General features: G+C 67.7%; 11 protein-coding genes. 4 read left to right on the top strand and 7 right to left on the bottom strand.

Annotated features, from left to right (window positions below; translation table 11 throughout):
- Positions 1-180 precede the first annotated feature (180 nt).
- Positions 181-696: a hypothetical protein gene (locus HSX14_RS29185; RefSeq protein WP_173178590.1), complete on the top strand. Its 516-nt coding sequence runs from the start codon at positions 181-183 to the stop codon at positions 694-696.
- Positions 697-741: 45 nt separating this feature from the next.
- On the opposite strand, the gene HSX14_RS29190 is transcribed toward HSX14_RS29185, so the two are convergent.
- The 3 genes from HSX14_RS29190 to hslO form a co-directional block, all read right to left on the bottom strand.
- A complete protein-coding gene (locus tag HSX14_RS29190; RefSeq protein ID WP_173178589.1) occupies positions 742-2,682 on the bottom strand; it encodes a RecQ family ATP-dependent DNA helicase in 1,941 nt (646 codons plus the stop codon).
- Positions 2,683-2,913: 231 nt separating this feature from the next.
- A complete protein-coding gene (locus HSX14_RS29195) occupies positions 2,914-4,458 on the bottom strand; it encodes a phosphoenolpyruvate carboxykinase (protein WP_173178588.1) in 1,545 nt (514 codons plus the stop codon).
- A gap of 442 nt (positions 4,459-4,900) precedes the next feature.
- Positions 4,901-5,794 (bottom strand): Hsp33 family molecular chaperone HslO, encoded by an 894-nt coding sequence (gene hslO / locus HSX14_RS29200; protein WP_173178587.1) that lies wholly within the window; start codon positions 5,792-5,794, stop codon positions 4,901-4,903.
- Positions 5,795-5,902: 108 nt separating this feature from the next.
- Between hslO and HSX14_RS29205 the strand changes: the two genes are divergently transcribed.
- The gene (locus HSX14_RS29205; protein ID WP_173178586.1) at positions 5,903-6,694 is read left to right on the top strand and encodes a phosphatase PAP2 family protein; all 792 of its coding nucleotides are present in this window, start codon (positions 5,903-5,905) and stop codon (positions 6,692-6,694) included.
- Here the strand turns inward: HSX14_RS29205 and HSX14_RS29210 are convergent.
- Positions 6,691-7,098, bottom strand: a complete 408-nt coding sequence (locus tag HSX14_RS29210; RefSeq protein WP_173178585.1) for an RNA-binding S4 domain-containing protein — start codon at positions 7,096-7,098, stop codon at positions 6,691-6,693. The genes HSX14_RS29205 and HSX14_RS29210 overlap by 4 nt on opposite strands.
- A 131-nt stretch (positions 7,099-7,229) precedes the next feature.
- Here HSX14_RS29210 and rimB point away from each other — a divergent pair, with 131 nt between their 5' ends.
- Positions 7,230-7,706 (top strand): retropepsin-like aspartic endopeptidase RimB, encoded by a 477-nt coding sequence (gene rimB, locus HSX14_RS29215; protein WP_111260797.1) that lies wholly within the window; start codon positions 7,230-7,232, stop codon positions 7,704-7,706.
- Positions 7,703-8,608 (top strand): 30S ribosomal protein S6--L-glutamate ligase, encoded by a 906-nt coding sequence (rimK, locus tag HSX14_RS29220; RefSeq protein ID WP_173178584.1) that lies wholly within the window; start codon positions 7,703-7,705, stop codon positions 8,606-8,608. Before rimB ends, rimK begins: the two co-directional genes overlap by 4 nt.
- 104 nt (positions 8,609-8,712) lie before the next feature.
- Here the strand turns inward: rimK and HSX14_RS29225 are convergent, their stop codons facing one another.
- The 3 genes from HSX14_RS29225 to HSX14_RS29235 are packed head-to-tail and all read right to left on the bottom strand — an operon-like array spanning position 8,713 to position 13,423.
- Complete coding sequence (locus HSX14_RS29225; RefSeq protein ID WP_173178583.1) at positions 8,713-9,456, bottom strand: SapC family protein; 744 nt, start codon at positions 9,454-9,456, stop codon at positions 8,713-8,715.
- A 26-nt stretch (positions 9,457-9,482) separates the two neighbouring features.
- A complete protein-coding gene (locus HSX14_RS29230) occupies positions 9,483-9,668 on the bottom strand; it encodes a hypothetical protein (protein ID WP_173178582.1) in 186 nt (61 codons plus the stop codon).
- A complete protein-coding gene (locus HSX14_RS29235; protein ID WP_173178581.1) occupies positions 9,665-13,423 on the bottom strand; it encodes a bifunctional diguanylate cyclase/phosphodiesterase in 3,759 nt (1,252 codons plus the stop codon). Before HSX14_RS29235 ends, HSX14_RS29230 begins: the two co-directional genes overlap by 4 nt.
- Between the last annotated feature and the right edge of the window lie 87 nt (positions 13,424-13,510).

Here is a 13,510-nt window from a genome sequence, read left to right on the forward strand (position 1 = left end):
ACGCCCATGGCTCGGGCGATGCAAGCGCGACGGGAGCCCGCACAGCGAAGCGGCGGGACAGAAGGAGATGGAAAAAGTGCTAGACGATCGAGTCACGAGCCTTATGCGCGATCGACCTAAAAGAGGGCTTCTCCTGCCCTTAGACTGAAGCTCCCAGGCCGAAAAACCAGGGAGAACCCAATGGCTATCGCAATCACACCGACAGGACCGACCCTGTTCACCAACACCCCGCTGCCGCGGACCAATGACCCGCTGGCGATTACCGCCCAGCCCGGGGTCACCACCCAGAACGCCATCTACACCCGGAACGAGCGGGCACGTATCGCCCGGGAGGAAGCCCAGCAGCAGTTCGAGGAGAACCAGCAGCTGGCCCGGGAACGGGCACAGGCGCTGCGGGAGGAACAGGCCCAGCAGATCCGCGAGAACGCTGCCGAGACCGCCCGGCTGCAGCAGCAACAGCTCCAGCAGCAGCGGATCGCCGACTACATCGAAGCCCAGCAGACCGATGACCTGAACCCCGACAACCCGCTTTCCGGGGACTTCATCGCCCGTCAGCGTCTGCAGCTGGATGGCAATCAGCAGGCCTTCACCCAGCCCGACCTGGGCCTGGTGACGCCGCGACTGGCCAACCAGGCCATCTCCACCTACCAGGCCGTGCAGCAGCCCAGCTTCAGTGACCGGGCCCTGGTGGCCTAACGAGGCTGCAAGAAGGGCAGGGTGAATCCCGGGCTGAAGCCCGGGCTAAAGGTCGAGCTGGCGGCTGACCCAGTCGCGCACCTGGGCGTAGGGGTAGTCCTCCAGCGCCGCGAAGCCCGGCAGGTTGCGGGCCTTCAAGCGGGTGAAGATCGGCGTGGCGATGCCGCAGAGGAAACGGGTGAGGCTTTCCGCCCCCGCATCGCGGCCGTCGTAGTCGTGCTGGCGCTGGCGGAATGCGTCGCAGAGCGCGGCGAAATCCTTCCCTTCCAGCGCGGGTAGCGCCGCCGGCTCGGGCAAGTGCGCCACCTGGCCTCGGCACACCGAGCAATGCCCGCACCGAGTCGGCGCCTGGTGGTCCCCGAAGTAGGCGGCCAGGCGCTGGCTGAGGCAGGTGTGGCTGGCGAACAGGTCGAGCATGGCGTTGATGCGGCCGATCTCGCTGGCCTCCTGGCGCTTGAAGTAGCCGTGCAGTTCATCCGCCAGGGCGTCGGTGCTCCAGTCGCTGCGCAGCGAGGCGTAGACCTCGGTCATCTGCTTGCTTTCCAGCTCGATCCAGCCGCGCTCCTGGAAGAAGTCCAGGGCCTTGACCACCCGAGCGCGCTCGGCCTGGTGTTCGCTCCACAAGCGATCGAAGTCCACCGTGCTCCAGGTTCGCGCCCGTTGCGAGGTGGCGACCAGCGCCTCGACGAACTGGCGCCGCTCGCCCTCGAACCGGGCCACCAGCGCGTCGGGCTCCACGAGGTACTTGAAGCGGTATTCGGCGAAGTAGGCGAACAGCGGGGCGATGATGCCGCGCAGCTCCAATTGCACCAGCAGGGTCTTCAGCGGCAGCTGGCGGATGTTGCTCTGGTCCGACAGCGCGTTGAGGGTCAGCTCCCAGCGCCCGCCCTCCCCAACCGCGCCCCTGAGTTCCTGCAGCACGCGGAGGATGCCATCGCGCTCCGGCGTGTCGCCGTAGACGAAGTTCTCCAGCACGTTGAGCCCATCGCGATTGGCCAGCACCAGGCACCCGGAGCGCGCGCCATCACGCCCGGCGCGGCCGATCTCCTGGCTGTAGTTTTCCACCGACTTGGGCAGGTCGTAGTGCACCAGGTTGCGCACGTCGCTCTTGTCGATGCCCATGCCGAAGGCGATGGTCGCGACGATCATGTCCACCTGCCCGGCCATGAAGCGCCGCTGCAGCGCCTCACGGGCCTCATGGCCCATGCCGGCGTGGTAGGCGGCGGCGGACAGGCCGCTGCGCACCAGCACCTCGGCCACCTGCTCGGCGGTCTTCTGCAAGGTCACGTAGACGATGCCCGGCTCACCCTTGCGCGGCGTCAGCCAGTCCACCAGGCGCGCCAGGCGGGCCGGCCCGGGCACCGCCTCGACGGCGAGGTCGAGGTTGCTGCGGTAGAAGCCGGTGGTGACCACGTCCTCAAGGGCGATGGCGAATTTCTTCTGCATGTCGGCGATCACCGCCGGTGTCGCCGTGGCGGTCAGCAGCAGCACCTGGGGAATGCCGAACTGGCGCTGGTAGTCCGGCAGCTTCAGGTAGTCGGGACGGAAGTTGTGGCCCCACTCGGAGATGCAGTGCGCCTCGTCCACCACCAGCAGGGAGATCGGCACCTGCTGGATGAAGCCCCGGAAGCGCTCGTTCTTCAGGCGCTCCACCGAGATCATGAGGATCTTCAGCTCGCCCGAACGCGCCCGCGCCATGACCTCGGCGGCCTCCTCGCGGCTCTGCGCGGAGTCGATGCTGGCGGCGGCGATGCCGTGGCGATGGAGGAAGGCCAGCTGGTCCTGCATCAGTGCCAGCAGTGGCGAGACCACCAGGGTCAGGTGCGGCAGGTGCAGCGCCGGAAGCTGGTAGCACAGCGACTTGCCGGAGCCGGTGGGAAAGATCGCCGCCGTCGAGCGGCCGGCCAGCACCGAGCGGATCGCCGCCTCCTGGCCGGGGCGGAAGGCGTCGTAGCCGAAGGTGGCGGCGAGGGTGTTGCGAGGCATGGCTTCACTCCGTCGAAAGGGGCCGTCGATCATGGCCCGAAGCGCAACGCAACAGCGCCGCGACAGGGCAAGGCGCCGCCCTGTATGTCCCTAGGATGGCGTAGAGCGCAGCGAAACCCATCATGATCCGTTCCCAGCATCAGCGCCCGGCTCAGGCACCGCGAACGCGGGCGTTGCACGGCGAGCAATGAAAAAGCCGCCCGGAGGCGGCTTCTTCTACAACGGGCTCGCTTACAGCTGCGGGCCGGCGTTGCGGATGGCGTCGGAGACGTCGAACTTCTTGAAGTTCTCGATGAACTTCTCGGCCAGGCCCTTGGCGGCTTCGTCGTAGGCAGCCTTGTCAGCCCAGGTGTTGCGCGGGTTGAGCAGGTTGGTCTCGACGCCCGGAACGGCCTTCGGCACGTCCAGGTTGATCAGCGGCAGGTGCTCGGTCTCGGCACCGATCAGAGCGCCGCTCTGGATGGCCGCGATCACGCCACGGGTGGTGGGGATGTTGAAGCGCTTGCCGACGCCGTAGCCACCACCGGTCCAGCCGGTGTTGACCAGGTACACCTTGGAGCCGAAGCCCTTGATGCGCTTGATCAGCAGCTCGGCGTACTCGCCGGCCGGGCGCGGGAAGAAGGGCGCGCCGAAGCAGGTGGAGAAGGTCGACTTGATGCCGCCGCCGGAACCCATCTCGGTGGAACCCACCAGGGCGGTGTAGCCGGACAGGAAGTGGTAGGCAGCCTGCTCGTTGTTGAGGATCGACACGGGCGGCAGCACGCCGGTCAGGTCGCAGGTCAGGAAGATCACGGCGTTCGGCTCGCCGGCACGGTTGGCCTCGACGCGCTTCTCGACCAGCTCCAGCGGGTAGGCCGCACGGGAGTTCTGGGTCAGGCTGTCGTCGCTGTAGTCGGGCAGGCGGGTTTCCGGATTCAGCACGACGTTTTCCAGCACGGCGCCGAACTGGATGGCTTTCCAGATCACCGGCTCGTTCTTCTCGGACAGGTCGATGCACTTGGCGTAGCAGCCGCCTTCGATGTTGAACACGGTGCCCACGCCCCAGCCGTGCTCGTCGTCACCGATCAGGTAACGGCTTTCGTCGGCGGACAGGGTGGTCTTGCCGGTGCCGGACAGGCCGAAGAACAGGGTGGTGTCGCCGTCTTCGCCGACGTTGGCGGCGCAGTGCATCGGCAGCACGTCTTTTTCCGGCAGCAGGAAGTTCTGCACGGAGAACATGGCCTTCTTCATTTCACCGGCGTAGCGCATGCCGGCGATCAGCACTTTCTTGGCGGCGAAGTTGAGGATCACGCAGCCATCGGAGTTGGTGCCGTCACGCTCCGGCTCGCAGACGAAGTTCGGGGCGTTGATGATCTGCCATTCCTGGCGGGCCTGCGGGTTGTACTGCTCCGGGTTGATGAACAGGCAGCGGCCGAACAGGTTGTGCCAGGCGGTCTCGGTGGTCATCTTGACCGCCAGGTAATGCTCGGGGTCGGAGCCGACGTGCACGTGGGAAACGAAACGCTCGCGCTCGGTCACATAGGCTTCGACGCGATCCCACAGGGCATCGAACTTGTCCGCCGGGAAGGGACGGTTGATGGCGCCCCAGGCGATCTTGGATTCGGTGCTCGGCTCCTGGACGATGAAGCGGTCGGCCGGAGAACGGCCGGTGCGGTGACCGGTCCTAACTACCAGCGAACCGTTGGCGGCCAGCTCACCCTCGCCACGGCGGATGGCCTCTTCGACCAGTTGCGCGGCGCTGATATCGGTGTACACGGCGGTATTGGCTTGCGTCATGTGGTTCCCCGTCGGCGAGAGGCCGAGTCCTCCAATCAAATATGTAGTGGGTCATGCGACCCGCTACAGCGAAAAAAGTGCGCCGGATTATGCCAGAGGAACTATGGCTTAGGCGAGATGACTGGACGTAAGGCAGACGATACGGGGGTTTCAGTCAGACCGGGCACCCGGCCGCGCGACTTTGACGCGCGCTCGACCGGCGAATGGATAGCTGGAAATGACCATTTGCAAACTGCCGGTCACGAGCGGAACGGCAAGCGCCCAGACGAGGCCGGGCGGGCGCTGGCGGAGATATCCACAGGCCCGCGCCGCGCTACAAAAGGGTAGGAGGCTTAGGAACTAGAAGCGGCTACAAGCTACAAGCGGCAAGCAAGAGCAAGGACACGCCGCCCTGCACCTCTTGCGGCTTGTAGCTTGCCGCTTGCAGCTGGCTGCCAAGCCCTCAGTGTTTTGTGCTAGACGGCGCCGCGCTGCCGCCACCGGCGAACAGTTGCGCCACGTCGGCGGCGTCGAAGCTGTAGCGCTGGTTGCAGAACTGGCAGTCGATCACCACTGTGCCGCCGTTCTCGTCCAGCAGGGCTTCGGCGTCGGTGCGGCCCAGGCTGACCAGGGCGTTGGCCGAGCGCTGGCGCGAGCAGCTGCAGCGGAAGCTGATGGGGCGCGGGTCGAACAGGCGCACCTGCTCCTCGTGGTAGAGGCGGTGCAGCACGGTTTCGTTGTCCAGGCCCAGCAGTTCCTCGGCGGTGAGGGTGTCGGCCAGGGTGGTCAGGTGCTGCCAGCTGGCGGCGCGGGCTTCCGGGTCCTTCAGGCGGTCCGCCGGCAGTGCCTGGAGCAGGAGGCCCCGGGCGTTGCGGCCATCGGCGTTGAGCCAGAAGCGGGTCGGCAGCTGTTCGGAGTTGGCGAAGTAGGCGGACAGGCTCTCGGCCAGGTTGCTGCCCTCCAGGCTGACGATGCCCTGGTAGCGCTGGCCCTGCCTGGGGTCAACGGTCAGGGTCAGCACGCCCTCGGGCATCAGTTCGTGCAGGCCGGCACCGGGCTCCACCTGCTCGGCGTGGTAGCGGGCGATGCCGCGCAGCTCGCGATCGCTGGAGCACTCGACCATCAGCAGCGGCACGGCGCCGGAGGAGCGCGCCTGGAGCACCAGGAGGCCGTCGAACTTCAGGGTGCCGACCAGCAGCGAGGCGGCGGCGAGCATTTCGCCGAGCAGCTGGGCCACCGGTTCCGGATAAGGGTGCTTGGCCAGCACGTGGGCGTAGCTCTCGCCCAGGGCGACCATCTCACCGCGCACGTCGGTGTCGTCGAAAAGGAAGCGCTGGGTATTGTCGAAGGTCGGCATGAGGAGGAAACCCGGGAAGGAAAGATGACAGAACGATGACGGCGGACTATAAAGCGCGCCTTTCCACGGCCTGCGATAGATGAGGATGGGAATTTTATGGAGAAACCGATGCGTGTCCAAGCCTCCTGGCGATGGCCGGCCCTGATCGGCCTGCACGCCTTCGCCCTGCTGCTGCTCGCCAGCTGGCTGTCGCCGGCTACCCGGGCGCTCTGGGACCAGGCCGACCGGGCCGTCTACCTGGCCCTCAACGGCTCCCTGGAAGGCCACCCGCTGTGGATGGGCTTCTGGGCCTTCTGCAGCACGCGGCTGTTCGACATCCTCGCCGGCGGCCTGATGCTCGCCCTGCTGATCCGCCAGGACTGGGTGTTCCGCCGCCACCAGTTGCGCCCCGCGCTGTTCACCTTCATCGCCCTGATGCTGGTGCTCGTGGCGGTGCGCATCCTCTTCACCCGCATCGCCGTGCACCATGGCTGGCAGCACGCCAGCCCCTCCATGGTGCTGGGCGGCATGCAGCTGTCCGATCACTTCCCGCTGCTGGAAAGCGTGTTCGAGGTGAAGGACCGCTCCAGCCGCAGCTTCCCCGGCGACCACGCGTCAGTGCTGATGCTCTGGGGCCTGTTCATGGCGATCTTCGCCCGTGGCTGGAACCGCGTGACGGTGATCGCCCTGGCCACCGCGATGATGCTGCCGCGCCTGGTGGCCGGTGCCCACTGGCTGGCGGACGACCTGGTCGGCGGCCTGTTCATCACCCTGCTGGTGCTGGCCTGGGGCTGGTGCACCCCGGCGGGCGACCACCTCGCCCGCGTGCTGGCCTGGCTGGCCAGCCCTGCCATGCGCCTGGGCAGCCGCGTGCCGTTGCTCAACCGCCTGGCGCTGCTGGACGACAAGCGCCTGCGCTAGCCCTCGAAATCGCCGGAGCCGCCGCGCAGGTAGTGGATCTGCCGGCGCTGCTTCTTGGTCGGCCGGCCCTCGGTCTGCACGCCCAGGGCACCGGCCTTGCGCAGGGCCGCCGCCTCCTCGCGGCGGGCGATGCTCTCGGCGGTCTCCTCGTAGAGCGTTTGCGCCTCGGGCGCGCCCCGGCGCACCACGGAAAGGGCGAGGACCACCACGGTGCGCTCCTCGAAGCCGGTGCGGATCACGTACTGGTCACCGATCCGCGGCTCCTTGCCCGGCTTGCAGCGCTCGCCCCGGTGGTGGACCTTGCCGCCTTCGATGGCCTCCTTGGCCAATGCGCGGGTCTTGTAGAAACGCGCCGCCCACAGCCACTTGTCCAGCCGCACCTTGTCGTCGTCTTTGTCGCTCATGCCTCGGTTTCCATGCTGGCAGGCTGCACGGGATCGCAACCTGGAAATTTGTCTCCCGGCCGCACGCCGGGCCGGATGCAGTTGTCACAAGGGGCAACTAGAATGCCGACAACTTTACCGGAAAGCCTGCTTTGAAGACTTTCGACCAACTCTCCGTGATCGGCCTGCGTGAATGGATAGCCCTGCCCGAACTCGGCATGGTCGGCCTGCGCGCCAAGATCGACACCGGGGCCAGCACTTCCACCCTGCATGCCAGCGACATCGTGCCCTTCGAGCGCGATGGCCAGCGCTGGGTGCGCTTCACCGCGCACCTCGGCACCCTGGTGCAGCGGCGCCATCGCTGCGAGGCGCAGGTGGTCTCGGTGAAGACCATCAAGAGCTCCAACGGCCAGGCCCAGAGCCGCTATGTGATCAGCACCACGGTCGCCCTGGGCGATCGCGCCTGGCCGATCGAGTTCACCCTGGCCTGCCGCAAGACCATGCGCTACCGCGTGCTGATCGGCTCCAAAGCCCTGGTGGACGGCCAACTGGTGGTCAACCCGGCCCTTAGCTACGTACAGGACAAGCCGACCCTACCGGCCTTCGACTCCCTTCCAGGTGCCCAATGAAAATTGCCGTGCTGTCGCGCAACCCGCGTCTGTATTCGACCCGTCGCCTGGTGGAGGCCGGCCAGCAGCGCGGGCACGAAATCCAGGTGATCGACACCCTGCGCGCGTACATGAACATCGCCAGCCACAAGCCGCAGATCCACTACCGCGGCCAGCCGCTGGAAGGCTTCGACGCGGTGATCCCGCGCATCGGCGCCTCGGTGACCTTCTACGGCTGCGCCGTGCTGCGCCAGTTCGAGATGATGGGCGTGTTCCCCCTCAACGAGTCGGTGGCCATCAGCCGCTCGCGGGACAAGCTGCGCTCCCTGCAACTGCTCTCGCGCAAGGGCATCGGCCTGCCGGTGACCGGCTTCGCCCACTCCCCCGACGACATCCCCGACCTGATCCGCATGGTCAACGGCGCCCCGCTGGTGATCAAGGTGCTGGAAGGCACCCAGGGCATAGGCGTGGTGCTGTGCGAAACGGAGAAGGCGGCCGAATCGGTGATCGAGGCCTTCATGGGGCTGAAGCAGAACATCATGGTGCAGGAGTACATCCGCGAGGCCGGCGGCGCCGACATCCGCTGCTTCGTGGTGGGCGACAAGGTCATCGCCTCGATGAAGCGCCAGGCCAAGCCGGGCGAGTTCCGCTCCAACCTGCACCGTGGCGGCAGCGCCAGCCTGATCAAGATCACCCCGGAAGAACGCATGACCGCCATCCGCGCCGCCAAGGTCATGGGCCTGTCGGTGGCCGGCGTCGACATCCTGCGTTCCAACCACGGCCCGCTGGTGATGGAGGTGAACTCCTCCCCCGGCCTGGAAGGCATCGAAGTGACCACCGGCAAGGATGTCGCCGGGATCATCATCGAACACCTGGAAAAACACGCCGGCCCCAACATGACCCGCACCAAGGGCAAGGGCTGAGTCCACCCTCCCCTGTCCACAAGGCGTCGGGTTGCACCCGGCATCAAGGAAGCATTGCGCTGAAACAGGCTCCGCTCCCCGGCCGGGGGCGGAGCTACCCCCCATCAATGGGTGGTGGTGTCCCCGGCGGCCTTCTTCGCCAGGTAATGCGCGAACAGCTGGTTGGCGTTGCCCAGGGAGATCAGGTGGGCGTAGATCCAGCCGAGGAAGCCGGACTTGTGCAGGTCCAGCACCTTGTCGTCGGAAAGGGCCAGGAAGCGTTCCTCGTCCACCGCCAGGAAGTCGCTGAGCACGAAGCTCTCGCCGTTGCCGTGGCTGAGCTTGAGGCTGCGCGGGGACAGCAGCTCCAGTTCGTTGAGCCTGTCGACGAAGCGGCGGGTGCGCTCCATCTCGGTGGTGAAGTTCTGCAGGAAGTGGATCATCTCTTCGAGGAAGGGGCTGTTCTGGCCGGCCTCGTCGAACAGCTCGCGGCCTTCTTCCTCGTTCCAGCCCGAGTAGGCGGCGTCGAAGCAGACGGTGAAGTTCTCCGCGCTGTCCTGGGCCAGGACGAACGGGTAACGGCGCACGAAGGCCGGGATGTAGCAGTTCTCCTGCCACAGGTTGTTGGCGTCGACGTAGCCGTTGTGGCCGGCCTTCAGGCCCAGCAGGGCGATGGGCACGGCCTGGGCGCCCTCGCCGATGAACACGATCGGGTAATGGCGGGAGGCCTGGAAGAACTCCAGGCCGGCCAGCGGCACCAGGTGGGTGCTGGCGGCGAATTCGCTGTTGTGGAGGCTGGCGAGCTTCAGCGAGCGGTGCTCCTCGCGGTTCAGCGCCTTGATTTCCTTGTACAGCAGCAGCGTGGTCATTACGTGGATCTCCTGGGAAGAGCGGGTTAACGGATGACGATCTGCGCCAGGACCTGTCCACCATCCTGGTCGGGCACCCCATCCTTGAGGGTATGGGCCGCCACCAGGCTGATGTTCAGGTGGCGAGCCCAGTTGAAGTTAAGACCAGCACCGACGCTTTGCCGCGCCGGCCCCGCATGCCCCGGCACCCCGGGATGCGGGAGCAGGCTCACGGGGCGCGCTGCCCCAGCCAGTCGACGAAGGCGGCCTCGTCCAGCGGCGGGCTGAAATGGAAGCCCTGGCCAAGGGCGCAGCCCAGGGCGCGCAGGCTCTGGTGCTGGCCGCTGGCCTCGATGCCTTCGGCGATGCACTCCAGGCCGAGGTTGTGGCCGATGGCGAGGATGGTGTCCACCAGCGCGGCGTCGCTGCCGGCCTGCTCCAGGCCTTCGACGAAGCTGCGGTCGATCTTCAGGCGGTCCAGCGGCAGGCGCTTGAGGTAGGTGAGCGAGGAATAGCCGGTGCCGAAGTCGTCGATGGCGAAGCGCACGCCCAGGCCCTTGAGTGCCTGCATGGCGGCGATGCACTGCTCGACGTCCTCCAGCAGGCTGCCTTCGGTGATCTCCAGCTCCAGGCGCTGGGCCGGTACGCCATGGCGCTGCAGGCAGTCGCTGACCCGGGCGACGAAATCACCCTGGCGCAGGTCGCGCGGGCTGATGTTGATGGCCATGACCAGCTCCGGCCAGCGCGGCAGCCACTGGGCCAGGGCGGCGCAGGCGCGGTCGAGCACCCAGTCGCTGAGTTCGAGGATCAGCCCGGTCTCCTCCGCCAGGGCGATGAACTGGGCAGGCGGCACCACCCCGCGCGTGGGGCTGCGCCAGCGCAGCAGCGCCTCGGCGCCGACCACCCGCTCGTCGGCCAGGGCCAGCTGTGGCTGGAACTCGAGGAACAGCTGCTCGCGCGCCACGGCCTGGCGCAGCTCGCTTTGCAAGTGCAGGCGCTGGTCGATGGCGGCCTGCATGGCCGGGGCGAAGAAGTGCAACGCATTGCGGCCACCCTGCTTGGCCCGGTACATGGCGGTGTCGGCCTGCTTGAGGACGTCCGCCGCGCCCTGGCGCTCGAAGGGGTGCAGGGCGATGCCGATGCTGGCGCTGACCGACAGCTCGTGCTCGCCGATACGGTAGCTGCCGTGCAGGCTGTGGAGCAGCTTGGTGCCCACCTCGGCGGCGTGTTCGGCGGCCGCCTCGGGGTGTTCGCCCAGAGCCTCGAGCAGCACCACGAATTCGTCGCCGCCCAGCCGCGCCAGGGTGTCTTCGGCGCGCAGGCAGCTGGCCAGGCGCGCGGTGACCTCGCGCAGCAGCGCGTCGCCCACCGGGTGGCCGAGGCTGTCGTTGACCGTCTTGAAGTGGTCCAGGTCGATGAACAGCAGGGCGCCGAAGCGGCCCTCGCGCACTTCCCGCGCCATGGCGTGCTGCAGGCGGTCGAGCAGCAGGCGGCGGTTGGGCAGGCCGGTGAGTTCGTCGCTGTAGGCCAGGCGCTCGATCTCGCGCTGGTAGCGCTGGCGCTCGGAGATGTCGGTGATGCTCAGGCGGATCAGCGGTGCGGTGCCGCCGGGCAGCCGCACCAGGCGCACTTCGCAGGGGCGCACGCGGCCGGCGACATCGCGCATCAGCCATTCGAACACCGGTGCCTCGCCGGCCAGCGCGGCCTGGGCGTGGGCCTGGCCGACGTCCCGCGAGGGACGCCCGTCGGCCTGCAGTGGCGGGCTGAAGCTGGTGGGCATGCGCCCGATCAGTTGCTCGCGGGGCAATCCGTAGAGGCGTGCGGCGTTTTCGTTGGCCTCGGTGATGCCGCGCTCGACGTCGAACACCAGGATCGCCTCGGGGGCGTGCTCCACCAGGATGCGGTAGCGCGCCTCGGCCTCGCGCCGGGCGCTGACGTCTTCCACCAGGGCCAGCAGGGCGTACATGCGGCCGTCGCCATCGCGCACCGCGCGGACGTTGACGCGGGTATCGACGACGCTGCCGTCGGGCCGCAGGAAGCGCTTGTCCAGTTCGTAGCCGTCGCGCTGGGCGCTGCGCACCTGATGCAGCAGGGCCTGCTCGGCGCCACGGTCGTCGGGGTGGGTGATGCTCATCCAGTCGGCGCCCTGGAGCATCTCGCGGGAACGCCCGAGGATGCTGCAGAGCTTGAAGTTGACCTCTTCCCAGCAGTGTTCGGGCGAGCACAGGGCCATGCCGATCAGCGGCGCCTCGAAGAACAGGTGCAGATGCTCCTCGCGCTCACGCTGGCGTCGCTCGGCGCGCTTCTGCTCGGTGAGGTCCTGGATCGCGCCGTAGATGCGGATGACCCGCTCACCGTCGTGCTCGGCCAGGCCCTTGAGGCGCACCCAGCGGTAGTTGCTCTTGGCGGTGACGACACGCAGTTCGATGTCGAAGGGATCGGCGCTGCGCAGCACGTGATCGAGGGTGGCGCGGGCCCGGGCGCGGCTGTCCTCGTCGAAATAATTCATCGCCTGTTCGAGGTTGGGCGCGCCGCCCACCGGCTCCAGGTCGTAGATGCGGAAGGTGCCCTCACTCCAGAACATCTGCTCGCTGGGCATTTCCAGCACCCAGCCGCCGATGTCGGCGATGGCCTCGGTCTGGCTCAGCAGGTGGGTCTGGCGCATCAGCTCCTCGCGGCGCAGGCCCAGTTCCTCGGCGAGCAGCTCGCGGCGGCTGACATCGTGCTGCAGGGCGACGAAATGGCTGATGCCCTGGTCGTCGTGCATCGGCGCCAGGGTCACTTCGTTCCAGAACAGGCTGCCGTCCTTGCGGTAGTTGCGCAGGATCGCCTGGCACGGCTCGCCGCGCCGGATGGCCGCCAGCAGGCGCGGCAGCTCGGGCTGGTTGCGGTCGTGGCCGACCAGGAAGCGGCAGTTGCGCCCCAGCACTTCCTTGCGGCTGTAGCCGGTGATGCGCAGGAAGGCGGGGTTGCAGTAGGTGAGCGGGAAGTCGGGCTGGCGCGCGTCGACGATGATCACGCCGAGCGGGCTGGCCTCGAGGGCCAGGCTGTTCATGGCCAGGGCCTGCTGCATCTCGGCGCGACGGCGCAGTTCCAGGCGCAGGTCGCTGAGGGTCCGCCCCACCAGCAGGGTGGAGACCATCAGCAGCAGCACGCTCAGGTGCAGCTCGATGCGCTGCGGCTCCAGCCACTGCGGGGCTTCGCCCAGCTCCCGCAGGAGCGGCAGCGAGAGCACGGTGGCGGTGGCCAGGCCGGCGCCGCAGAGGGCGCCGGGGAACCCCCGGGTGAGGGCCAGGCTGAGCATCACCAGGCCGATCAGGGGCAGGGTCAGCAACAGCGGCATCACCGCGATCGCCAGCGGCAAGGCGATGGCCAGCACCACCAGCAAGGGCCAGGGCGGCAGGCGCTGCATGGACTCGGCCAGCGGCGCGAAGGCGCCCAGCGCCCAGCGTCGACGGCGCAGCCAGGGGGTGAGGTAGGTGAGCAGCGGCAGGCAGACCACCAGGGTGGTGAGGCTGTCGCCCAGCCACATCAGCAGGCTGGCGGTGCCCCAGGCCTCGGGGGCGATCACCCCGGTGAGCAGCAGGCTGCCCTGCACGCCGATGGCCACCAGGGTCACGGGCACCAGCACGCCGAGCAGCATGAAACGCAGCAGGCTGGCGAAATCCGGCAGGGCGACATCGAAGCGCGGCGGCCGCAGGAGCAACCAGCCGACGCCGATGCTGAGGGTCTCGGGCAGGGCGTAGAAGGGCGCGAGGTGCCAGTCCAGGCCCCAGAGCGGCGCGCTCAGGGCGGCGTTGAGGAAAACCGCGAGCAATACCCGTGGGCCCCACCAGAGGCACGCCACCAGCCCCAGGGAAAAGGGCAGGTACCAGAGCGCGACGCCGCCGGAAACCTGGGTGCCCAGGGAGAGCCAGGTGGCGAGGTGCAGCAACGGCAGTGACGACCACCAGGTCCAGTTGGGCAAGCGGGCTTTAGCGGCGGGCATTCTGACCTCAAGTCTACGCGCGCAGGAGGATTGTCCAGGGCGCCTAGAGTACGTGGGTCAGGGCAAAGTGACACTATGCAACAACGA

It is taken from the genome of Pseudomonas tohonis (assembly GCF_012767755.2).
Lineage (GTDB): Bacteria > Pseudomonadota > Gammaproteobacteria > Pseudomonadales > Pseudomonadaceae > Metapseudomonas > Metapseudomonas tohonis.